The sequence below is a fragment of the Nostocoides sp. HKS02 genome (genome assembly GCF_009707485.1).
Taxonomy (GTDB): domain Bacteria; phylum Actinomycetota; class Actinomycetes; order Actinomycetales; family Dermatophilaceae; genus Pedococcus.
In genome coordinates, this window is the sequence record NZ_CP046121.1 from 1368116 (window position 1) to 1389054 (window position 20939).

The 20939-nt window shown below is 72.8% G+C and carries 21 protein-coding genes, 1 pseudogene and 1 riboswitch; of the genes and pseudogenes, 11 read left to right on the plus strand and 11 right to left on the minus strand.

Features of this window, described 5'->3' with window-relative positions:
• Window positions 1–2: 2 nt before the first annotated feature.
• Both GKE56_RS18180 and GKE56_RS18185 read right to left on the minus strand, forming a co-directional pair.
• On the minus strand, window positions 3–728 hold the full coding sequence (locus tag GKE56_RS18180; RefSeq protein WP_370518489.1) for a glycerate kinase: 726 nt from the start codon (window positions 726–728) through the stop codon (window positions 3–5).
• Entirely contained in the window at window positions 652–1170 is a 519-nt protein-coding gene (locus tag GKE56_RS18185) for a glycerate kinase (protein ID WP_370518471.1), read from the minus strand. The genes GKE56_RS18180 and GKE56_RS18185 overlap by 77 nt, the downstream gene beginning before the upstream one ends.
• 175 nt (window positions 1171–1345) lie before the next feature.
• On the opposite strand from GKE56_RS18185, the gene GKE56_RS06550 reads away from it, so the two are divergent.
• Entirely contained in the window at window positions 1346–1567 is a 222-nt protein-coding gene (locus GKE56_RS06550) for a hypothetical protein (protein ID WP_154683848.1), read from the plus strand.
• A 5-nt stretch (window positions 1568–1572) separates the two neighbouring features.
• Here the strand turns inward: GKE56_RS06550 and GKE56_RS06555 are convergent, their stop codons facing one another.
• On the minus strand, window positions 1573–2355 hold the full coding sequence (locus GKE56_RS06555) for a maleylpyruvate isomerase N-terminal domain-containing protein (protein ID WP_154683849.1): 783 nt from the start codon (window positions 2353–2355) through the stop codon (window positions 1573–1575).
• A gap of 44 nt (window positions 2356–2399) precedes the next feature.
• Here GKE56_RS06555 and nadA point away from each other — a divergent pair, with 44 nt between their 5' ends.
• On the plus strand, window positions 2400–3593 hold the full coding sequence (gene nadA / locus GKE56_RS06560; protein ID WP_154683850.1) for a quinolinate synthase NadA: 1194 nt from the start codon (window positions 2400–2402) through the stop codon (window positions 3591–3593).
• Window positions 3594–3623: 30 nt separating this feature from the next.
• On the opposite strand, the gene GKE56_RS06565 is transcribed toward nadA, so the two are convergent.
• Together GKE56_RS06565 and GKE56_RS06570 are read right to left on the minus strand one after the other, a co-directional pair.
• The gene (locus GKE56_RS06565) at window positions 3624–4871 is read right to left on the minus strand and encodes a trans-acting enoyl reductase family protein (protein WP_154683851.1); all 1248 of its coding nucleotides are present in this window, start codon (window positions 4869–4871) and stop codon (window positions 3624–3626) included.
• Complete coding sequence (locus GKE56_RS06570; protein ID WP_230209237.1) at window positions 4868–6247, minus strand: dipeptidase; 1380 nt, start codon at window positions 6245–6247, stop codon at window positions 4868–4870. The genes GKE56_RS06565 and GKE56_RS06570 overlap by 4 nt, the downstream gene beginning before the upstream one ends.
• 95 nt (window positions 6248–6342) lie before the next feature.
• Between GKE56_RS06570 and GKE56_RS06575 the strand changes: the two genes are divergently transcribed.
• On the plus strand, window positions 6343–6924 hold the full coding sequence (locus tag GKE56_RS06575; RefSeq protein ID WP_154683853.1) for a DUF3043 domain-containing protein: 582 nt from the start codon (window positions 6343–6345) through the stop codon (window positions 6922–6924).
• 10 nt (window positions 6925–6934) lie between these two features.
• Here the strand turns inward: GKE56_RS06575 and GKE56_RS06580 are convergent, their stop codons facing one another.
• Window positions 6935–7150 carry a hypothetical protein gene (locus GKE56_RS06580; protein ID WP_154683854.1) on the minus strand — a complete coding sequence of 72 codons (216 nt, stop codon included), beginning with the start codon at window positions 7148–7150 and terminating at the stop codon, window positions 6935–6937.
• An 18-nt stretch (window positions 7151–7168) separates the two neighbouring features.
• Window positions 7169–7332, plus strand: a riboswitch (cobalamin riboswitch).
• 89 nt (window positions 7333–7421) lie between these two features.
• Between GKE56_RS06580 and GKE56_RS06585 the strand changes: the two genes are divergently transcribed.
• Genes GKE56_RS06585 through GKE56_RS06600 form a run of 4 tightly spaced genes read left to right on the plus strand, consistent with a single transcriptional unit; the run spans window position 7422 to window position 11692 of the window.
• Entirely contained in the window at window positions 7422–8123 is a 702-nt protein-coding gene (locus GKE56_RS06585) for an SCO2322 family protein (protein ID WP_154683855.1), read from the plus strand.
• 25 nt (window positions 8124–8148) lie between these two features.
• Entirely contained in the window at window positions 8149–9261 is a 1113-nt protein-coding gene (locus GKE56_RS06590; protein WP_154683856.1) for an energy-coupling factor transporter transmembrane component T, read from the plus strand.
• The gene (locus GKE56_RS06595; protein WP_230209238.1) at window positions 9258–10895 is read left to right on the plus strand and encodes an ABC transporter ATP-binding protein; all 1638 of its coding nucleotides are present in this window, start codon (window positions 9258–9260) and stop codon (window positions 10893–10895) included. Before GKE56_RS06590 ends, GKE56_RS06595 begins: the two co-directional genes overlap by 4 nt.
• Window positions 10892–11692, plus strand: a complete 801-nt coding sequence (locus tag GKE56_RS06600; protein WP_230209239.1) for an ECF transporter S component — start codon at window positions 10892–10894, stop codon at window positions 11690–11692. Before GKE56_RS06595 ends, GKE56_RS06600 begins: the two co-directional genes overlap by 4 nt.
• Here the strand turns inward: GKE56_RS06600 and GKE56_RS06605 are convergent.
• From GKE56_RS06605 to gcvT, 3 genes are all read right to left on the minus strand, one after another.
• Complete coding sequence (locus GKE56_RS06605) at window positions 11689–12546, minus strand: LLM class flavin-dependent oxidoreductase (RefSeq protein ID WP_154683857.1); 858 nt, start codon at window positions 12544–12546, stop codon at window positions 11689–11691. The two genes, GKE56_RS06600 and GKE56_RS06605, sit on opposite strands and share 4 nt — an antisense overlap.
• A 68-nt stretch (window positions 12547–12614) precedes the next feature.
• Complete coding sequence (locus GKE56_RS06610; RefSeq protein WP_154683858.1) at window positions 12615–13073, minus strand: OsmC family protein; 459 nt, start codon at window positions 13071–13073, stop codon at window positions 12615–12617.
• A 48-nt stretch (window positions 13074–13121) separates the two neighbouring features.
• A complete protein-coding gene (gene gcvT / locus GKE56_RS06615; protein WP_154683859.1) occupies window positions 13122–14228 on the minus strand; it encodes a glycine cleavage system aminomethyltransferase GcvT in 1107 nt (368 codons plus the stop codon).
• 94 nt (window positions 14229–14322) lie between these two features.
• On the opposite strand from gcvT, the gene GKE56_RS06620 reads away from it, so the two are divergent.
• Complete coding sequence (locus tag GKE56_RS06620) at window positions 14323–15825, plus strand: leucyl aminopeptidase (protein ID WP_154683860.1); 1503 nt, start codon at window positions 14323–14325, stop codon at window positions 15823–15825.
• A 69-nt stretch (window positions 15826–15894) separates the two neighbouring features.
• On the opposite strand, the gene GKE56_RS06625 is transcribed toward GKE56_RS06620, so the two are convergent.
• Window positions 15895–16089 carry a DUF5302 domain-containing protein gene (locus tag GKE56_RS06625; protein ID WP_154683861.1) on the minus strand — a complete coding sequence of 65 codons (195 nt, stop codon included), beginning with the start codon at window positions 16087–16089 and terminating at the stop codon, window positions 15895–15897.
• A gap of 135 nt (window positions 16090–16224) precedes the next feature.
• Complete coding sequence (locus GKE56_RS06630; RefSeq protein WP_230209240.1) at window positions 16225–16500, minus strand: hypothetical protein; 276 nt, start codon at window positions 16498–16500, stop codon at window positions 16225–16227.
• Between the two features lie 267 nt (window positions 16501–16767).
• On the opposite strand from GKE56_RS06630, the gene lpdA reads away from it, so the two are divergent.
• The 3 genes and pseudogenes from lpdA to GKE56_RS06645 all read left to right on the plus strand — a co-directional run bounded on the left by lpdA (window position 16768) and on the right by GKE56_RS06645 (window position 20938).
• A complete protein-coding gene (gene lpdA, locus GKE56_RS06635) occupies window positions 16768–18150 on the plus strand; it encodes a dihydrolipoyl dehydrogenase (RefSeq protein WP_154683863.1) in 1383 nt (460 codons plus the stop codon).
• 15 nt (window positions 18151–18165) lie between these two features.
• Window positions 18166–19993, plus strand: a pseudogene (sucB, locus tag GKE56_RS06640) (2-oxoglutarate dehydrogenase, E2 component, dihydrolipoamide succinyltransferase).
• Window positions 19994–20029: 36 nt separating this feature from the next.
• Window positions 20030–20938, plus strand: coding sequence for a TIGR01777 family oxidoreductase (locus GKE56_RS06645; RefSeq protein ID WP_154683864.1), 909 nt, complete (start codon window positions 20030–20032; stop codon window positions 20936–20938).
• Window position 20939 lies beyond the last annotated feature (1 nt).

Consider the following 20939-nt stretch of genomic DNA (forward strand, 5'->3'; position numbering starts at 1 on the left):
GGCTACCGCGAGGGGGACCAGGTGGCCGCGACCCGCGCCGCACGGGCCGTGAGGGTGCCGACGGGGTCTGCCATGGCTGCCTCGACCTGCGCCTGGGTCTGCGCCACGGCGTAGCTCCCGGACAGCCCCAAGGTCATCGCCTCGCGGCGGCCCACCAGGGTCTGCCCGGCGATGACCACGCTCGGCGTCGCGGTCTCGAGGGACACCGCGGCGACGCCGGCGACGACCTTGCCCTGCAGGCTCTGCCAGTCGAAGCGCCCCTCACCCGTGACGACGAGGTCGGCAGCGGCGGCGAGCTCACGGAACCCGACCGCCTCGAGTACCTCGCTCACGCCGCTCACCCGGGTGGCCCCGAGCAGGTACAGGGCGTACCCGAGCCCGCCCGCCGCACCGGCCCCCGGCTCCTTGTCGAGGCGGCGCGCCTTGCCGGTGAGCAGGTCGGTGGTCTCGGGCAGGGTGCGACGCACCACCTCGGCATACCGGCCGAGCGCGCCCTCGAGCTCCTGGGCCAGCTGGGGCGAGGCGCCCTTCTGGGGGCTGAAGACGGCGCTCGCACCCTGCAGGCCCAGCAGCGGCGACTCGACATCACTGGCGAGCACCAGGTCGACCCCCCGGAAGCGCTCGCGCACCTGCGTGAGGCCAGCGAGGGCGTCATCGGCCAGCTCGGCGAGGGCGAGGCCACCACGCGCGAGGTCGTCGGGCGAGCCGACACCGAGGGCGGCCAGCAGGCCGGCGCCCCCCGTCGTTCGTGGCGCTGCCGCCCAACCCGACCACGATCCGCGTGGCGCCCTCGGCGAGGGCCACCTCGAGCAGCTGCCCGACCCCCCAGGTGCTCGTCACGGCAGGGTTGCGCTCGTCGGCGTCGAGCAGGTGCAGCCCCGCCGCCTGGGCCGACTCGACGTATGCCGTGCGGTGGCCATCGCGGTCGACCACGGCGAGCGCCGCGGGCACCTCCCGACCAAGCGGGTCGGCGACCGTCGCGGCCAGGGTCTGCGCCTGGGGCAGCGCTCCGGTGAGCACGTCGAGGAATCCCGGGCCGCCGTCCGAGAGCGGGACCAGGGTCAGCAGGTCACGCGGCGCGCTCTGCCGCCAGCCTGCGGCAATCGCCTCGGCGGCCTGGTGGGCGGTGAGGGTGCCGGTGAAGCAGTCCGGGGCGATCACGACGTGCACGGGCTCATCCTGTCAGGGCGCGACGCGCAGGGCTGGTTGAGGGCTGGTCGAGGGCTGGTCGAGGGCTGGTTAAGGGGCCGGTCGACGCGCAGTCGAGGGCGGTCGGCACGCCACGACGGTGCTGGTCAGGCCCCTGGTGGCAGCCGTCCCGGCGAAAGAGGTCCACACTGGGGGTATGCGCCCCCGTTCCCCCGCCAACAAGCCGCACCTGCCCAACAGCCCCTTCCGGGCCCAGCCGACCCCCGAGGTGCACCCGTTCGAGGTGAACGACCGGGTCACCCACGACCGGCACGGCCTCGGCTCGGTCGTCCGGATCACCGGTGACCGGATGGAAGTGAAGTTCGGCCAGAGCCTGGTCAGCGTGGCCCGCAACAGCACCAAGATCCACCCCCTCTGAGCCGGCTACGGCACCAGCGGGGCGCCCAGTAGGGCGCGCCCGGCGGCCTCGTCGCCGCTGACGGCAAGGCTGTGGCGGTCGGCGCGACCCCACAGGGCGAGGTAGAGCTGAACGGCCGGACCGCTGACCTGCGCGACCGCGGCGGGCGTCACGCCCGACACGACGGTCACCGCACCATCGACCAGCTGCACCGTCCAGGCGGCAGCGCTGTCCGTGCAGGACAGCCCGATGGGTCGGGTGGCCGGAACGAGCTCCGTCGCCGGCCGGTCACGCAGGCGCACGAGGGTGCGCGGAGCCATCACCTCGAAGACCTCCGCCACGCCGTCCGCCGCCTGCTCGGCAGTCAGTCCCGGCACGGCGTCGACCACGGGGCCCACCGGCACGCTGCCGAGGGCCTGCAGTGCGTCGACCCGGTGGACGGTGGTCTCATGGAACTGCCGCCGACGCCAGAACCCGGCCCGGTGGTGCGCCGAGACCGGCGAGAAGCTCCAGGCGGGCTGGTCCGGCGGCAGGGTGGCAAGGCTGGTCGTGAGTGTGCGCGCACACCCGGCATACCAGTCGGCCAGGGGCTGCGCGAGGTCCCGGGAGGGGTAGGGATGCGGCGGCGCTCCGGTGCGCGCCGCGTGCTCGGCCCAGAGATGGACCCGACCCAGGTGATCCACCAGGGTGGTGAGGTCCCAGCCCGGGCAGGCCGGCACCGCCGCGTCGGTACGGCTGGCGCGGCCGACCACCTCGACCATGAGCTCGGTGGCAGTGCGCAGGGCATCGAGGGCGGCGTCGTCGTCCATGCCCTCGAGACTAGGCCGGGTCGACGCGGCATACGATCAGGGCTGTGAGCACCTCGACGCACGCGCCCAGCACCCCGCTCCCCCTGCTCGTGCTCGGTCGGGGCACCGACCTGCACACCGAGCGCGGCGTCGAGTGTCCCGGCGACCTGCCCGCGCCCTCGGACCCCGGTCTGGTCGAACGCGCCCGGGCCGCCAAGGCGGCGCTCGGCGACTCCGTCTTCGTCCTGGGGCACCACTACCAGCGCGACGAGGTGATCGAGTTCGCCGACGTCACCGGCGACTCGTTCAAGCTCGCGAAGGAGGCGGCCGCACGTCCGGACGCCCCGTACATCGTGTTCTGCGGGGTGCACTTCATGGCCGAGTCGGCCGACATCCTCACCAGCGACGCGCAGACGGTGATCCTGCCCGACCTCGCGGCGGGCTGCTCGATGGCCGACATGGCCGCGATCCGCCAGGTCGAGGACGCCTGGGACGACCTTGCCGATGCCGGCGTGGCTGAGCTCACCGTGCCGGTGACGTACATGAACTCCTCCGCTGCCATCAAGGCGTTCACCGGCCGGCACGGCGGCACGATCTGCACGTCCTCCAACGCCAGGACGGCGCTCTCGTGGGCCCTCGAGCAGAAGGGCCCGGGCGGCAAGGTGCTCTTCCTGCCCGACCAGCACCTGGGGCGCAACACCTTCGTCCGCGACCTCGGCGGGTCGCTCGACGGGTGCGTCGTGTTCGACCCCCACAAGCCGATGGGCGGCCTGACCCGCCAGCAGCTCCAGGACGCCACGATGATCCTGTGGCGCGGCCACTGCTCCGTCCACGGTCGGTTCAGCCTCGAGGCGGTCGAGCAGGCCCGGCGCGAGATCCCCGACGTCAAGGTGATCGTGCACCCCGAGTGCCAGCACGAGGTCGTCGAGGCGGCCGACGAGGTCGGCTCGACCGAGAAGATCATCCAGACCATCGCGGCCGCGCCGGCCGGCACCAAGTGGGTCGTGGGCACCGAGCTCAACCTCGTGCGCCGGCTCGCCGCGCAGTTCCCCGAGCAGCAGGTCTCGTTCCTCGAGAAGAACGTCTGCTACTGCTCGACGATGAACCGCATCGACCTGCCCCACCTGGTGTGGGCGCTCGAGTCGCTCGTCGCCGGTCGGGTGGTCAACGCCATCCGGGTCGACGACGAGGTCGCGCACTACGCCAGGGTCGCGCTCGACCAGATGCTCGCGCTGCCGGGCGAGACCCAGCGCGACTGACGGCGCGACGGGGTGACGGGGCGACGGCCCTCAGATCTCCTCGACCGTCATCGTGAATCCCTGCGCGCGCAGCCGCTGCACCAACAGGTCGCCCATGGCGGTGGACGGCGTGAGGACGCCCGCGACGGGCGGCAGGCGGTCGCCGTCGAGAGCCAGGCAGAGCGCCGACTCACCGAGCATGACTGCCGTCGCGGCATACCCGGGGTCGCCCTGGGCGCCGACGACGGCGAGGTAGCGACGCCCGCTCTCGGTGATGGCCCGCAGCTCCATGCGGAACCAGCCCGACTCACGTGACTGCGCACCGGGGCCCTCGCCCGGCTTGGGAGCCACCTTGTCGAACCAAGGCCGCAGCCGCGGGGTGGCCAGTGCCTTGAGCGACAGGCCGAGGACGCCGGTGACGAGCATGGCCCGACGACGTCCCTTGAACCCACGCCCGAACGCACTCAGCTCGCGATAGCGGAACCGGCGCCCGTAGTCATGCCCACGAAGGGCGTTGCTGCGCCTGACGATTCGGGTGTTGAACGCCGCCATGACGAACGGGCCGACCCACTGGCCGGTCTCGGCATCGACGAACACCGTGCTCGGGTCCCGCTCGGGGCCGAGGTCGGGCTCGGCGGCCCGGTCGGGGCTGAGCGCGTAGGGGTCGAACACCACCTTGACCAGTGCGCGGTCAGCGCTGACCTCGTCGATCTGGGTGCGTGAGGAGTCGATGGTCCCGCCGGACAGGCCACCCTTGGCCCGCGCCAGGAGCGTCGTGTCGAGCAGCGGCCCGGCGCCGTCGTGCTCGGCGCGCTCGTGCAGCAGGAGGACCCCGAGGTCGGAGGGCACCGAGTCGTAGCCGCACGCGGTGACGATGCGGGCGCCGCTCTCGCGGGCCAGCGCGTCGTCCTCGTCGACGACGCGGCGCACGAACAGCACCTCGCCGGTGAGGTCGGCGTAGTGCGTGCCAGACTCGGCGCAGGCGCGGGCGAGGGGCAGGCCGTACTTGAGGTAGGGCCCGACGGTGGTGGCGACGACCGTCGTCGAGGCGGCCATCGCGCGAAGCGCCTCGCGGTCGTCAGCCTCGGCCACCACCAGCGGCCACGAGCGTGCCGTCGCGGGCAGCCCGTCGCGCACCCGCTCCAGCCGGTCCTGCGAGCGACCGGCGAGGGCGATGCGCGTGCCCTGTGGCGCGCGCTCCGCGAGGTAGCGGGCGATCAGGCGCCCGACGAAACCGGTGGCGCCGTAGACGATGACGTCGAACTGGCGTGCTGGCGTGGTGGGTCCGGTCTCGCTCACGGCTGGTGCTCCTCAGCAGGCATCGCGCCGAGCCGGGCCAGCAGCACCGCCTCGGCTACGCACACCTTCTCGAACTCGCCGAGGTGGAGTGACTCGTTGGCGCCGTGAGCCCGGGTGTCGGGGTCCTCGACCCCCGTGACGAGGATCGCGGCGTCGGGGAACCTCTCGGCGAAGGACGCGACGAACGGGATGGAACCGCCGACGCCGATATCGACCGGCTCGACGCCCCACGCGTCGGTGAACGCCGCGCGGGCCTGGTCGTAGACGGGACCGTTGGCGTTGGCGTCGAAGCCCGCGCCCTGGTCGTCGAGGTGGACCTCGACCCTGGCTCCCCACGGGGTGTGGTCCGCAAGGTGTCGCTGCACCGCGGCATACGCCTCGAGGGGCACCTCGTCCGGAGCCAGTCGGATGGAGACCTTCGCGCTGGCGGTCGGCACGAGGGTGTTGGAGGACTTCGCGACCGAGGGGGCGTCGAGGCCGATGACGGTGGCGGTCGGCTTCGCCCAGAGGCGGTCGAGCAGCGAGCCGGTGCCGATCACCTCGACGCCGTCGAGCAGCCCGGACTCCTCGCGCAGGCGGTCCTCGTCGAAGTCGAGGTCGCTGGCCTTGCCGGACTTGAGCCCCGCGACGGCCACGTCGCCCGCGTCGTCGTGCAGGGTGGCGAGCAGCCGTACGAGCGCGGTCAGGGCATCGGGCACCGCGCCGCCGAACATGCCCGAGTGGATCCCGTGGTCGAGGGTGGTGACGGTGACCACCACGCGGATCAGGCCGCGCAGCGTCGTCGTGAGGGCAGGCTCACCGAGCGCCCAGTTGGTCGAGTCGGCCAGGACGATCGCGTCGGCGCGCAGCTTGTCGCCCTGGCGCTCGAGGATCGTCGACAACGAGTCGGAGCCGATCTCCTCCTCACCCTCGACGAAGACGGTGACGCCGACCGGCAGGGCGCCGCTGTGCGCCCGCAGGGCCGCGAGGTGAGCCATGATTCCCGCCTTGTCGTCGGCGGCACCGCGGCCGTAGAGCCGCCCGTCGCGCTCGGTGGGCTCGAACGCGGGGCTGTCCCAGTCGGCGTCGTTCCCGGGCGGCTGGACGTCGTGGTGGGCGTAGAGCATGACCGTCGGCGCGCCCGCGGGGCCGTCGATGTGGCCGATCACGGCGGGCCGGCCGCCCTCGCGGACGATCTCGACCTCGAGGCCCTCGGCACGCAGCAGCGCGGCGGTGGCCTCGGCGCTGGCCTCGACCTGGGCCTGGTCGAACGCGTCCAGGGAGACGCTGGGGATGCGGGTGAGTGCTTCGAGGTCCCTGCGCACTCCCGGCATGAGGCCGGCCACGGTGGTCTTGAGGGCGGAGATCTGGTCGGTCGTGAGAATGTCGTCGGTCACGAGGGGTGAGCCTAACGCCCGCCATCGGCGCGATTCCGGGGCAGGTGGGTCCAGCCGGGGCACGACCCCCGGAGCGCACGGCATACAGTGGGCCTGTGTTTGGACGCAGCAAGACCCTGAACGACCAGCAGGCCGAGGCGGCCCAGCGGCCGGAGCGCGAGGGTGCCAAGAACCGGCCCACGCCCAAGCGGCGCGACCAGGAGGCCGCTCGCAAGCGTCCGCTCGTCGAGACCGACCGCAAGGCGGCCCGCGACGTCGACCGCACCAAGCGGCGCGAGGCGCAGCTGCGCCAGCGGCAGGCGATGGTCACCGGTGACGAGGCCCACCTGCCGGCGCGTGACAAGGGTCCGGTGCGCCGCTACATCCGCGACTACGTCGACGCCCGCTGGAACGTGGGCGAGTTCATGCTCCCGGTGATGCTCGTGGTGCTCGCGCTGTCGTTCGTGCGCGTGCCCCTCGTGTTCGCCATCGTGTCGATCGCGGTCTACCTCGTGCTGTTCGCGGCGGCCATCGACGGCTTCCTCATGTGGCGGCGGCTCAAGGCGCGGCTCGTGGCGAAGTTCGGTGCGGACGAGGTCGGCCGTGGCCTTGCGATGTATGCCGTGATGCGCACCTTCCAGCTGCGCCGCTCGCGGATGCCTCGCCCGCTGGTCGCGCGCGGCCAGCGGCCGGCGTAGCGCCGCGGATCTACTCGGCCGCGCGCAGGCTCATCGGCCCGTAGACCACAGCCCCGTCACGGTGCAGCGTCACCGCGTCGACTCCCGCGCCAGCGAGCTCGTGCCACGACTCACCGAACCAGTTCTCGGCATCGGACTGCGACGGAAACGCCGTGGTCGCCAGGTCGTCACCGCTCAGCTCGCGGCCCTCGGCGTCGAGGTAGGTCCAGGTCCATGCGTCGGCCATGGCGGCCACTCTAGGCGCAGCTTTGACACCCGGCGCGGCGGGTGGGACTGTTCGTTCGTCGATTCAGCCACGTCCTGGGTAAGCCGGTCCCATTCCGGCGCTGTCCCGCAACCGTGAGCTGCCGCCCTCGTCACGAGGTGCGGTGGCGAGCCGGAAAACCAGCCGTGACCCTTCGACTCCAACACTGTCCGTCGTGGAATGCGGACCGGAGTCACAGACGATCCCGAGCACAGCGGGTGCGTCTTCTCGCCGGTCGCGAGGAGGAACTTCAATGTCGCGCACCAGCTTGCGACCATCCCTGGTCCTGTTGACGCTCATCGCCGCCGTCGGGGCTGCGCTCGTCCTGCCCGCCGGCTCGGCGGATGCCGCGGCATACCGCTTCTGGGGGTACTTCCAGCTGAACGGCTCGTCCTGGCAGTTCGCGCCCAAGGGCCCCGACCAGCTCACGCCCGCCGAAGGCGCGGTCGAGGGCTGGCGCTTCGCCGTTGCCAGTGACACCGACACGCGGGCGCCGCGGGTCCGGGCCACGTTCAGCGCGGTGTGCGGCGACACCAAGGCGCAGACCGGCAAGAAGCGGGTGGCCGTGGTCATCGACTACGGCCGGGTGGCCGACCAGGAGGACGGCTCCCAGCCGCCCGCCCCCGTAGCCAAGTGCGCGCTGGTTCCGACGGCCGCCACCGGTGCCGAGGTCCTGGCGGCGGTCGCCACGGTGCGCTCCGACAAGGGTCTGGTCTGCGCTCTGGACAACCACCCCGCCACCGGCTGTGGCGGCCCGGTGAAGACCATCTCCGCCGCAGCGGCCGCGCCGGACACGGCGGTCACCTTGGCCCCCAAGGCCGCGGCCAAGCCGGTCTCGTCCCCCGCGAACGGGCACCGACTCACGGGGATCGGCGTGTTCGTCCTGGCCCTGCTCGCCCTTGGTGCGGTCATGCTCAGGCGCCGGCTGGGTGCGACCGGCCGACACGAGCTCTGACGCGACGACCACCGATGCCGCGTCGATGACCCTCTCCCCCTCGCTACCCAGGCTGCTGCACCCGGCCGCCTGGTGGGTCTGGGGTGCGGGTCTTGCCGTAGCGGCGTCACGCACGACCAACCCGTTCCTGCTCGTCCTCGTGGTCGCCGTCGCCGGGTGGGTCGTCCTCGAGCGACGCGAGGTGGGGTCCTCGAACGCCTTCGTGCCCTTCCTGCTCATCGGGGTGTTCGCGATCGGGTTGCGGGTCGTCATGGTGGCGCTCCTCGGTGGCGGGGTCACCGGGAGCACCGTCCTGGTGCGCCTTCCCCAACTCCCGCTGCCTGCGTGGTCGGGTGGGTTGCGGCTCGGGGGCCCGGTCACCGCCGAAGGCATCCTGGCCGCGGCATACGACGGCTTGCGCCTGGCCGCGATCCTGGCCTGCCTCGGCGCGACCAATGCGCTGGCCAGCCCGAGGCGGCTGCTCCGGTACGTGCCGGCCACGCTCTACGAGGTGGGGACGGCCGTCGTCGTGGCCCTGACCTTCGCCCCGCAGCTGGTCGAGGACGCCCGTCGGGTGCGCTCAGCCAGGCGCCTGCGCGGCCACACCGGCCGCGGCGTGCGCGAGATCGCGAGGCTGGCGGTCCCGGTCCTCGTCGGGGCTCTCGAGCGGTCGCTCAGCCTGGCTGCCTCGATGGAGTCCCGGGGGTACGGCCGCGCCGTGCGGCGGACACCCCGCTCGGCCCGGCTCGGCGGCGCCCTCACCATCGTCGGGCTGCTGGGCGTGGTGCTCGGCCTCTACGGCATGCTCGACGCGACCAGCCCCGTGGCGCTGGGCCTGCCGACCCTGCTCGGTGGCGTGGGATGCGCGGCGGCGGCGCTGCTCGTGGGTGCCCGTCGTGACCCCCGGACCCGCTACCGCCGCGACCCGTGGGGGCTACCCGAGTGCGTGGTCGCCCTGAGCGGTCTGGTCCCGGCCGCGGTGCTCATGGTCGGCAGCATCCAGGGCTGGGATGGCGTGGTGCCGCAACAGGTCCCAGCCGTCCTGCCTGCCGTTCCCGTCGGGCTGGTCGGGGCTGTCCTCGTTGCCGCGGTGGCGTCCGTCGCCGCGCCGGTGCCACCGCTGCTGGCCGGCCTCAAGACGGCGAGGGCGGCCGCGTGATCGACTTCCAGGACGTCGCAGTCGCGTATGCCGTGGAGTCCGACGGCACCGCCGGCACGCCACTCGAGCGGGTCGCCTTCAGCGGCGCGACCTTCAGCGTTCCCGAGGGTGAGCTCGTGCTCGTGGTCGGTCCGACCGGGTCGGGCAAGTCGACGCTGCTGCGGTGCATCAACGGCCTCGTGCCCCACTTCTCCGGGGGCACGCTGCGGGGTCGGGTCCTGGTCGACGGCCGTGACACCCGGGTCCACCGCCCGCGCGACCTCGCCGACCTCGTCGGGTTCGTCGCACAGGACCCGGTGTCCTCGTTCGTCACCGACACCGTCGAGGAGGAGGTCGCCTACGGCATGGAGGCCATGGGGGTCGACGCCACGGCGATGCGCCGGCGCGTCGAGGAGACCCTCGACCTGATGGGGCTGGCCGACGTCCGGCACCGCCCGCTGGCGGACCTGTCCGGCGGCCAGCAGCAGCGGGTCGCCATCGGCGCGGTCCTCGCGGCGGGCCCCCGGATCCTCGTGCTCGACGAGCCGACCTCGGCGCTGGACCCGGTCGCGGCCGAGGACGTCCTCGCCACCCTGCACCGGCTCGTGCACGACCTCGGCATCACCGTCGTCGTGGCCGAGCACCGGCTCGAGCGCGTCATCCACCACGCCGACCGAGTGGTGCTGCTCGAGTCCGGGCGGGTGAGCGGGCTGCTCGACCCCGCGGAGGCGATGGTCCACTCCCCCGTGTTCCCACCCGTCATCGCGCTGGGGCGTGCCCTCGAGTGGAACCCCCTCCCGCTCTCGGTCCGCGATGCCCGTCGACGAGCGCGCGAGCTGCGCGGGTCGCTGCCCGCGCCGGCGCCGGTCATCGGGCGCAGTCACCTGCCGGCTGCCCCGGTCGCCACGCTCGAGCGGGTGAGCGTCCGCCGCGGTGCCGTCGTGGCGCTGCGCCAGGTCGACCTCAGCGTCCGGCCGACCGAGGTCGTCGCCCTCATGGGCCGCAACGGCGCTGGCAAGTCCACGCTCCTCAGCAGCCTCGTGGGGCAGCTCCAGCCCACCTCAGGGCGGGTCCGCCTCGGCGACCTCGACCCGGCACGCAGCGCCCCGTCGCAGATCGTCCGCCGCGCCGGTCTGGTGCCGCAGGACCCGTCCCTGATCCTGTATGCCGAGTCGGTGGCCGACGAGCTCGCGGCGGCCGACCGCGACTTCGGGCTCCCGGCGGGGTCCACGTCCGCGGTGCTCGACCGGATCGCGCCGCTGACGGGCCGCGACCAGCACCCGCGCGACCTCTCCGAGGGGCAGCGCGTCTCGCTCGCCCTGGCCGTGATCCTCGCGTCCGCGCCGCCCCTGGTCCTGCTGGACGAGCCGACCCGAGGCTTGGACTATGCCGCGAAGCGACGGCTCGTCCAGGTGCTCGCCGAGCTGGCCGCCCAGGGCCACGCCGTGGTCCTGGCCACCCACGACGTCGAGCTCGCTGCCGAGGTCGCGACGCGGGTCGTGATCGTCGCCGAGGGCGAGGTCGTGGCCGACGGGCCGGCGACAGCGGTTCTCGCGGGATCACCGGCGTTCGCGCCGCAGGTCGCCAAGATCCTGCACCCGCTGCCCTTCCTCACGGTCGACGACGTCGTCGCGGCCCTGGGCGAGGCGTCGTGACTGGTGGCCGCTGGCGTGCCGGGCTGGCCATGGCGCTGGTCATGGTGGTCGGCGTCGTGGCGTTCGGCTGGCCCTTCCTCGCCGGGTCAGGGTCCGAGCTCGACCAGCTCGGGCACGGCAGTGATGCCTCGCTGGTCTTCGTCGCGCTGATGGCCCTGCTCGCGCTGGTCCTGCTCGCCGAGCTCGGTTCAGGGGGCATGGACGCCAAGACGGTGGCGGTGCTCGGCGTGCTCGCTGCCGCCGGCGGCGCCCTGCGCGTGCTCTCGGCCGGAACCGCCGGGCTGGAGCCGATGTTCTTCCTCCTCGTGATCGCCGGGCGCGTCCTCGGCCCGACCAAGGCGTTCCTGTTGGGAGCCCTCGCGTTGCTCACCTCGGCGTTCCTCACCGCCGGCGTCGGGCCGTGGACGCCGTTCCAGATGCTCAGCTGCGGGTGGGTGGCGATGGGGGCCGGTCTGCTGCCCCGTGTCGTCTCGAGGGGCGAACGCTGGCTGCTCACGGCATACGGGTTGGTGGCGGGCCTGGCCTACGGCGCGGTCATGAACCTGTGGTTCTGGCCGTTCCTCGGCTCGAGTGCGCCGTCCGGGGCGGGTTTCGCCCCCGGCGCGGGAGCCACCGCGAACCTGCACCACTACGCGGTGTTCTACGTCGCGACCTCGCTCGCGTGGGACCTGCCTCGCGGGGTCCTCACGGCAGGGCTGACGTGGGTGGCGGCGCCGCCGTTGCTGCGGGCCCTGCGCCGCAGTGTGCGGCAGGCGAGGTTCGAGGCGCCGGTGGCGTTCGCGCCACCACAGCCCTAGCTCTGGGGCGGCCCGGCCGCCACTCGTCGACGCACCTCGGCGCGGCCCGCCGGCCCGGACTCGATGCTCCACCAGCTCTCGACCCACCACGTCGCGCCGGCCTCCTCCCAGTCGGCGGGGCGCCCCTCGAGCTGCACGAACTCACCGGAGCTGTCCGCCTCGACGACCCGGTCGTAGCCGTCCCAGGGCAGGCCGAGGTCGTCGCGCAGTCCCCGGACCACGCGGACCACCTCGGCGAACGACGCGAGGTCGTAGCTCGGGCGTCCGGCGACCGGCTCGGCCTCGACGACGGTCGGCAGCAGGCCGTCCCACCGCGCCGCCCGCTCGAGGGACGGTTGCCGCTGTCTGCCCACGAGATGGGCACCCACCACCCAGACCGGCGGGTGGGGCTGGTGCACGGGTGGTGGGGGAAGCATGAAGTCGGTGGGTCGGGCCGAGTAGTGCCGCCCCTCGAACGTGAACGGCTGGCCGTGCATCAGCCCGGCGTAGACCGCCAGGCACTCGTCGAGCCGCTCGGCTCGCACCCGGCGGCCCTCGTCGGCCTCGAAGGCCAGCCACCCCTCGTGCAGCGCGCCCAGGCCCACGGACATGATTGCCCGGCCAGCGCTGAGGCGGTCGACGCTGCCGACGCTGGAGGCGAGGTCCCACGGCCGGTGCCGGCCGGCGGGGGTCAGGAGGGTGCCGAGTCGCAGGCGCGAGGTGACCATCGCCGCGGCCCCCAACGTCACCCACGCGTCCACACCCCAGAGGGCCTCCCACGTGAAGATGCCGTCCCAGCCGCACCCCTCGCCCAGCGCGGCCAGCTCGGCGAACTCGACCGGGTCGGCGAACGGGACGACGAACCCGAACCTCATGCCGCGACGCTACGCGGCGGCACCGACAGGCAACAGCCGTCACCGCCGACCGGGCCGGGGCCGGGCCGTCAGACGTGCCGGACGGTGGGTTCGAGGACCAGCTCCGAGGTCAGCGAGTTCGCGATGTAGCACTCCTCGTGCGCCTCGTCGAGCAGCCTGCGCACGGTCTGCTCGTCGACGTCCCCAGCGACGGACACCGTGGGGCGCAGGGTGATCCGCGTGACCCGCTGCGGGACCGCGCTCGACGGCATCTCGCCGGTCGCCTCGTCCTCGTAGCCCACGACGTCCACACCACGGCGGGCCGCCACCGCGAGGAAGGACAACAGCTGGCAGGAGCTCGCCGACAGCACGAGCAGCTGCTCGGGGTTCGGCAGGTCGGGGTCGCCCCGAAAGTGCGGGTCGGCGCTGACGTCGAGCCCCTCCGTGGCCGGTGGCAGGTATGCCGTGTGGGCACGCGGGTAGTGCGCGTAACCGCTGGCCGTGGACCCCGACCACTGCACCTGCGCGCGGTAGTGATGGTCCGGCATACCCAGCTCCCTTCGGTCCGTGTCGTTCGGTCGGGCGCGCCCGGACGCTCAGCCCTCGCGGACGTCGACCTGCACGAACGGTGGCTTCACGACCCGGGCGGTGACCTCGCGGCCGCGCACGTCCACCACCACGTCGTCACCTTCGGTCACCGACGGGGCGAGCAGCGCCAGCGCAATGCCCTGGCGCAGGGTGGGGCTGAACGTCCCGGAGGTCACCTCGCCGACGACCTGGCCGTCGACGCTGACCTCGCAGTGCGCGCGCGGGATCCCGCGGCCGGTGGCCAGCAGGCCCCAGGCGAGTCGCTTCGGCCCGGCCGCCTTCTCGGCGACGAGCGCGTCCTTGCCCCAGAACGTGTCCTTCTTCCAGCCGACCGCCCAGCCGACCCGCGCCTGCACCGGCGTGATCGAGGTGGACAACTCGTTGCCGTGCAGCGCGTACCCCATCTCGGTGCGCAAGGTGTCCCGCGCGCCGAGGCCGCAGGGCAGCCCCTCGAACGGCGCGGCGGCCTCGATCAGCGCGTCCCACAGCTCAGCGGCGACCCCCCACGCGGGGACCAGCTCGTAGCCGCGCTCGCCCGTGTAGCCGGTGCGGCACACGATGACCGGGTGGCCGTGCCAGTCGGTCTCGACGAACGACATGTACTCGTGGCCGGTGGGCAGTCCGAGAGCATCGAGCACCTCGTCGGAGTGGGTGCCCTGGACGGCGATCACGCCGTACTGCTCGTGGAGGTTCTCCACCGTGATGCCCTGCGGTGCCGCGGCCGCGAGGAGCTCCACGACGGCTGCGGTGTTGGCGGCGTTGGGGATGAGGAAGATGTCCTCGTCGCTGCGCAGGTAGGCGATCAGGTCGTCGACCACCCCGCCGGATTCGTTGCAGCACAGCGTGTACTGCGCTTTGCCCTCATGGATGCGACCCAGGTCGTTGGCCAGGCAGGCGTTGACGAACGCCCGGGCGCCGGGCCCCGAGACCCGCGCCTTGCCCAGGTGCGACACGTCGAACACCCCGACCGAGGAGCGCACCGCCGTGTGTTCGCGCACCACCCCACCGCCGGGGTACTCGATGGGCATCTCCCAGCCACCGAAGTTCGCCATCTTGGCGCCCAGCGCCACGTGCCGGTCGTGCAGGGGGGACGTCTTGAGGGCCTCGTCGCTCATGGCGCGAACGCTACCGCCCCCTCACCCACCCACCGCACTCGCACGGATATCCTGCGGTCCACCAGCGCAAGACCCCCTCCCTAAGGACGAGCCCGTGACCACCGTCAGCCTCTCCGACCGCCCCGCCCACGACCTCACGGCCGACGCCGTGGTCCTCGCGACCGTCCAGGTCGACGGCTCCGCGACCCTGGCGGCGGGGCACGGCCTCCCGCGGGGGGCCGCCGCCCACCTGGCCACCTCGCTCAAGGCCCACGGCGCTTCCGGCGCCGCGGAAGAGGTGCACACGGTCGCAGCGGTGCCCGGTGTCAAGGCGGGGCTCGTCGTGCTCGCGGGGCTCGGCTCCGCGACGGCGCGCACCACGTCGTTCGAGCCCGAGGTGCTGCGTCGGGCTGCCGGCGCGGCGATCCGCTCCCTCAAGGCGGCGACCACCGTCGCCGTCGCCCTGCCCGCCGGGGACGTCGGCTCCGTCGCGGCCGTCGCCGAGGGCGCCACCCTGGGCGCCTACCGGTATGCCGGCGTGCGCGGCCCGGCGGCGAAGCCCGCCGTCGGCGTGGAGAAGGTCACCGTCGTCACGTCCTCGGCCCGCAGCAAGGACGCCAAGGCAGTCGCAGCCCGCGCTGTGGTCCTCGCCGAGGCCAAGGCCTATGCCCGCGACCTCGTGAACATGCCCCCCAACCTGCTCTTCCCCCAGTCCTTCGCCGACTCGGTCAGGACCCGCGCCGGGTCCGTCAGCGGCAAGGTGACGGTCACCGTGCTCGACGAGAAGGCCCTCGTCAAGGGCGGGTTCGGCGGCATCGTGGGCGTCGGCCAAGGGTCGATCAACCCGCCGCGGCTGGTGACCCTCACCTGGGCCCCGGCCAAGGCAAAGAGCTCGGTCGCGCTGGTCGGCAAGGGCATCACGTTCGACTCCGGCGGCCTGTGCATCAAGCCCCCGGCCTCGATGCTGACGATGAAGTCCGACATGGCCGGTGCCGCCGCGGTGGCAGCCACGGTCTTCGCCGCTGCCGAGCTCGGGCTCCCGGTCAAGGTGACCGGCTACCTCTGCCTGGCCGAGAACATGCCCGGCGGGGCAGCCCAGCGCCCGAGCGACGTCGTGACGATGCGCAACGGCACCACCGTCGAGATCCTCGACACCGATGCCGAGGGGCGCATGGTTCTCGGCGACGGCATCGCCCTCGCCGGTGAGGCGGGGCCCGACGCCATCGTCGACATCGCCACCCTCACCGGTGCGCAGATGGTGGCGCTCGGTGGGCGGGTCGCCGGCATCATGGCCAATGACGACCCGTTCCGCGACCGGGTGCGGGCCGCGGCTGACACCTCGGGTGAGGCCGCCTGGCCGATGCCCCTGCCCGCCGACCTGCGCAGCCAGCTCGACTCCACCGTGGCCGACCTCGCCCACAAGGGCGAGCGCTGGGGAGGCATGCTCACCGCCGGGCTCTTCCTCAAGGAGTTCGTCACGGAGGGCACGCCCTGGGCCCACATCGACATCGCCGGGCCGTCGTTCAACGAGGGGTCGGCGTGGGGCTACACCCCCAAGGGGGCCACCGGCTTCGGGGTCGCCACGCTGCTCACGCTCGTCGAGGGCTACGCCGGCTGACCGGCATACCTTCGCGACGCGCAGCGCCGCGCCTCCTGCGGGAGCACGGCGCGGGGGCCTCGGGGCTCGTCAGCCGCCGCTCTTGCGACGGAACATCTGCTGCGTCGCGTTGGTCGCCGCACCCTGGGCGTGGTCGACCTTGCCGTGCTCGTGGTCGTCGGAGACGTCCTTGCCGGCGTGGGCCCGCTTCTTGTCCAGGGCTTCGCGGAACTTCCGCTTGACGTCCTCGCTCGGACCCTGGTGCGACTTGCCGCTGCCGGACATGGTGCCTCCTGCTCGTGGGGGTGACGGGTGACCGTCGGGTACACCTTCGCACTGCACCGACGAGCGCACCAACTGCTGTGCCCCGCGCGCGCCGCGTCCGCGAGGTGCTGCGTTCGCGGAGCGCCGCCCGCGCGGTCAGTCGCGCTTGCGCTGCCGCGAGTTCCACTCCCGCATCCGCTGCGGGTAGCCCGTGTGCAGCACGTCGTAGACCGGGATGCCGAGGCTCGAGGCCAGGTCGAAGGCCGCCTGCCGGGTGCCTGCCGCTCTGCGGGTCCACTCGCCGTCGTGGGCGATGAGGATGAGGGTGGTGGCGGTGACGTTGGTGGGCGGCTCGACGTAGGCCTCGACGCCGCGACGGCTCGCCGCGAAGTCGGCGAGATGGCGCTTGACCGCCTGCTGGTCAACCGCCATGTTCGGGCCGTCCGAGGGACCCCTGCGTTGCGAGCCCCGGCCCCTGCGCCACCACACCATGAGGCCCACGATACGGGTCGCGGCTGTCGGAGCCGTGACCTTTCGACCACCTTTCGCGGACGCCCCATCGCAAGTGAGACCTGCTTGCGCCTGCCGCGCCAATCAGTGACAAGATGCACTGTGTCGCGCACGACCCGGTCATGACCTGGCCGTCAGTGGTCCGCGACCTGACCCGTCTGATGCGAACGACGCAAGGGAGCGACCAGGATGTCGGCTGAGGCCGAGAGCACCACCTTCGACGTAGTGATCCTCGGCGGGGGCAGCGGCGGCTACGCCTGCGCGTTCCGCGCGGCCGAGCTCGGCCTGCGCGTCGCCCTCGTGGAGAAGAACAAGCTCGGAGGCACCTGCCTGCACGCCGGGTGCATCCCGACGAAGGCCCTGCTGCACGCGGCCGAGGTCGCCGACACCGCCCGCGAGGGCGAGCGCTTCGGCGTGAAGTCGACCTTCGAGTCGGTCGACATGTCGGGGGTGAACGCCTACAAGGACGGCGTCGTCGCGCGGCTCTACAAGGGTCTCCAAGGCTTGGCCAAAGCCCATCAGATCGAGCTCGTCGAGGGCGCCGGGCGCCTGGTCGACCGCTCCACCGTCGAGGTCGACGGGCGCCGGATCACCGGCCGCCACGTCGTGCTCGCCACCGGCTCCTACGCCAAGTCCCTGCCGGGCCTGGACATCGGCGGCCGGATCATGACCAGCGAGCAGGCCTTGTCGATCGACTTCGTGCCGCCCCGGGTCGTCGTGCTCGGGGGCGGCGTCATCGGCGTCGAGTTCGCGTCGGTGTTCCGCTCGTTCGGCTCCGAGGTCACCGTCGTCGAGGCGTTGCCGCGGCTGGTCGCAGCCGAGGACGAGGCCGTCTCCAAGCAGCTGGAGCGCGCGTTCCGCAAGCGCAAGATCACGGTCAAGACCGGCGTCAGGTTCACCGGTGCCACGCAGAGCGGCGACACCGTGAGCGTCTCGCTCGAGGGCGGTGAGTCGGTCGAGGCAGACCTGCTCCTCGTGGCCGTGGGCCGTGGCCCGGTCACCGAGGGCCTGGGGTATGCCGAGGCAGGCGTCACGCTCGAGCGTGGGTTCGTCGTCACGGACGAGCGGCTGCGGACCGGCGTCGAGGGCGTCTACGCCGTGGGTGACATCGTCCCGGGCTTGCAGCTGGCCCACCGCGGCTTCGCCCAGGGCATCTTCGTCGCCGAGGAGATCGCTGGCCTCGCGCCCGCGGTGATCGAGGAGTCGGGCATACCTCGGGTCACCTACTGCGACCCCGAGATCGCCTCGGTCGGGCTCACCGAGGCCCAGGCCACCGAGAAGTTCGGCGAGGTCGACACCTACGAGTACAACCTCGGCGGCAACGGCAAGTCCCAGATCCTCCAGACCCAGGGCTTCGTCAAGCTGGTCCGTGAGAAGGACGGCCCGGTCGTCGGCGTCCACATGATCGGAGCCCGGATGGGCGAGCAGGTGGGTGAGGCCCAGCTGATCTACAACTGGGAGGCCCTGCCTTCCGATGTGGCAGCCCTGATCCACGCCCACCCCACCCAGAACGAGTCGCTCGGAGAGGCGCACCTGGCCCTGGCCGGCAAGCCGCTCCACGCACACAACTAAGAGGAGAACGAGCAGATGTCTGAACGCGTGACCATGCCGGCCCTGGGTGAGTCGGTCACCGAAGGCACCGTGACGCGCTGGTTGAAGAACGTCGGCGACACCGTCGAGGTGGACGAGCCGCTGCTCGAGGTCTCCACCGACAAGGTCGACACCGAGATCCCGTCGCCGGTGGCCGGAGTGCTCCAGGAGATCCTCGCCGGAGAGGACGACACCGTCGCCGTGGGCGCCGACCTCGCCGTGATCGGCGACGGTCAGGGTTCTTCTGACGATGGTGCGCAGGGCAGCTCCGAGCCGTCTGCGCCGCAGGCCGAGGGACACCTCCGCGCAGGCCGCGCCCGCGCCGCAGGAGCCGTCCACCGACCAGGAGCCGCAGCAGCAGAACTCCGAGCCCGAGCAGTCCACCAGCACTGACGGCGCGTCCGGGGCAGGTGAGACGGTGACGATGCCGGCGCTCGGCGAGTCCGTCACCGAGGGCACGGTCACCCGCTGGCTCAAGGCCGAGGGCGACACCGTCGAGGTCGACGAGCCCCTGCTCGAGGTCTCGACCGACAAGGTCGACACCGAGATCCCCTCGCCGGTCGCCGGCGTGCTCACCACGATCCTCGTGTCCGAGGACGACACCGTGCCCGTGGGCGGCGCGCTGGCCATCATCGGCGGCTCGGGCGGTGGGCAGGCTCCCGCCGCCCAACAGCCTGAGCCGGAGCAGGCCGCACCACAGGCCCAGCAGGCCGAGCCGGAGCAGGCCGCACCAGAGGCCCAGCAGGCTGAGCCGGAGCAGGCTGAGCCGGAGCAGGTGGCACCGCAGGCCCCCGCCCCCGCCCCCGCGGCGGCGCCAGCGCCGTCCCAGGCTCCCGCCCACGCAGCCCAGGGCAGCGAGGAGTCCGCGGACGCCTCGGCATACGTCACGCCGTTGGTCCGCAAGCTCGCCGCCGACAACAACGTCGACCTCGGCTCGCTCCAGGGCACCGGCATCGGCGGCCGCATCCGCAAGCAGGACGTGCTCGACGCCGCGAAGGCAGCCCAGGCCGCTCAGGAGGCGCAGGAGGCCGCAGCCAAGCCCGCACCCGCCCCGTCCCAGGCCCCCGCCGCCGCCACGGCCGCGCCCCGTCAGGTCGCCGAGTCGCCCAAGCGCGGCACGACCGAGAAGATGTCGCGACTGCGTCAGACCATCGCCAAGCGCATGGTGGAGTCGCTGCAGGTCTCGGCCCAGCTCACGACCGTGGTCGAGGTCGACGTCACCAAGATCGCGCGTCTGCGCGGTCGGGCCAAGGGCGAGTTCGAGCGCCGCGAAGGCACCAAGCTCAGCTTCCTGCCGTTCTTCGCCCTGGCCTCGGTCGAAGCGCTGAAGGCCCACCCGACCGTCAACGCGAGCGTCGAGGGTGACCAGATCACCTACCACGGGTCGGAGAACCTCGGCGTGGCCGTCGACACCGAGCGCGGCCTGCTGGTCCCGGTCATCAAGGACGCCGGTGACCTCAACATCGCCGGGCTGGCCCGCAAGATCGCCGACCTCGCCGAACGCACGCGGGGCAACAAGATCACGCCCGACGAGCTCGGCGGGGGCACCTTCACGCTGACCAACACCGGCAGCCGCGGCGCCCTCTTCGACACGCCGATCATCAACCAGCCGAACGTCGCGATCCTCGGCACCGGCGCCGTCGTCAAGCGGCCCGTGGTCGTCACCGACGGTGACGGAGGCGAGACGATCGCCATCCGCTCGATGGTCTACCTCGCGCTGTCCTACGACCACCGGGTCGTCGACGGCGCCGACGCCGCGCGCTTCCTGACCACGATGAAGACGCGGCTCGAGGAGGGCAACTTCGAGTCCGACCTCGGCCTCTGAGCCCCGGTCGCAACCCCCATCGCAGGAACTCCCACCATGTCGCAGCGCGTCGCCGTCACCGGGTCATCCGGTCTGATCGGCGGCGCGCTGTCGAGGTTCCTGCGCGAGCGCGGTGACCAGGTCGTCCGCCTGGTGCGCCGCCCGGCGGCCGGGCCGCACGAGGTGCAGTGGGACCCGTCCGCCCGCCACCTCGATCCGGAGGCGCTGCGCGGCGTCGACGCCGTGGTCCACCTGGCCGGCGCCGGCGTCGGCGACCAGCGGTGGACCCCCGCCTACCAGCAGCAGATCCTCGCCTCGCGGGTCGACGGCACCGCCACCCTGGCCGAGGCACTCGCCCGGCTCGGTGACGGGGTCCGGCTCGTGTGCGGATCCGCCGTCGGCTTCTACGGCGACCGCGGCGACGAGGTGCTCACCGAGGAGTCCGGGCCCGGCGACGGGTTCCTCAGCGAGGTGGTGCGCGCCTGGGAGGCGGCCGCCGACCCCGCGCGTGAGGCCGGGCTGTCGGTCGCCCACTCGCGCACGGGGATCGTCCTGGCCGCTTCCGGCGGGGCGATGGCGCGGATGCTCCCGCTGGCCCGTCTCGGCATCAACGGTCCCCTCGGCAGCGGTCGGCAGTGGTGGCCATGGATCACCTTGAGCGACGCGGTCGCTGGCTTGGCGTTCCTCGTCGACCGTCCTGACCTCACCGGCCCGGTCAACCTCGTCGGGCACTCCCCCGACCGGCAGGTCGACCTCGCCCGCGCGCTGGGTCACCGGCTCCACCGGCCAGCCGTGCTCCCCGCGCCCGCCTTCGGCATCAAGCTGGTGCTCGGCGGGTTCTCGGAGGAAGTTCTCACGAGCAAGCGCGCCCTGCCCAGCCGGCTCACCGCCGCGGGCTTCGTCCACCGGAACACCGACCTCGGGTCGGCGCTGGACCAGGTGCTCGGTAGCGGCCAGCCCGGCTGAC

Coding starts and splice junctions, on each gene's coding strand:
- gcvT (WP_154683859.1), bottom strand. CDS start 14,228: ATGAGCGACGAGGCCCTCAAGACGTCCCCCCTGCACGACCGGCACGTG.
- GKE56_RS06550 (WP_154683848.1), top strand. CDS start 1,346: ATGCGCCCCCGTTCCCCCGCCAACAAGCCGCACCTGCCCAACAGCCCC.
- GKE56_RS06585 (WP_154683855.1), top strand. CDS start 7,422: ATGTCGCGCACCAGCTTGCGACCATCCCTGGTCCTGTTGACGCTCATC.
- GKE56_RS06555 (WP_154683849.1), bottom strand. CDS start 2,355: ATGGACGACGACGCCGCCCTCGATGCCCTGCGCACTGCCACCGAGCTC.
- GKE56_RS06645 (WP_154683864.1), top strand. CDS start 20,030: ATGTCGCAGCGCGTCGCCGTCACCGGGTCATCCGGTCTGATCGGCGGC.
- GKE56_RS06625 (WP_154683861.1), bottom strand. CDS start 16,089: ATGTCCGGCAGCGGCAAGTCGCACCAGGGTCCGAGCGAGGACGTCAAG.
- lpdA (WP_154683863.1), top strand. CDS start 16,768: ATGTCGGCTGAGGCCGAGAGCACCACCTTCGACGTAGTGATCCTCGGC.
- GKE56_RS06590 (WP_154683856.1), top strand. CDS start 8,149: ATGACCCTCTCCCCCTCGCTACCCAGGCTGCTGCACCCGGCCGCCTGG.
- GKE56_RS06580 (WP_154683854.1), bottom strand. CDS start 7,150: ATGGCCGACGCATGGACCTGGACCTACCTCGACGCCGAGGGCCGCGAG.
- GKE56_RS06630 (WP_230209240.1), bottom strand. CDS start 16,500: ATGGCGGTTGACCAGCAGGCGGTCAAGCGCCATCTCGCCGACTTCGCG.
- GKE56_RS06605 (WP_154683857.1), bottom strand. CDS start 12,546: ATGAGGTTCGGGTTCGTCGTCCCGTTCGCCGACCCGGTCGAGTTCGCC.
- GKE56_RS06610 (WP_154683858.1), bottom strand. CDS start 13,073: ATGCCGGACCATCACTACCGCGCGCAGGTGCAGTGGTCGGGGTCCACG.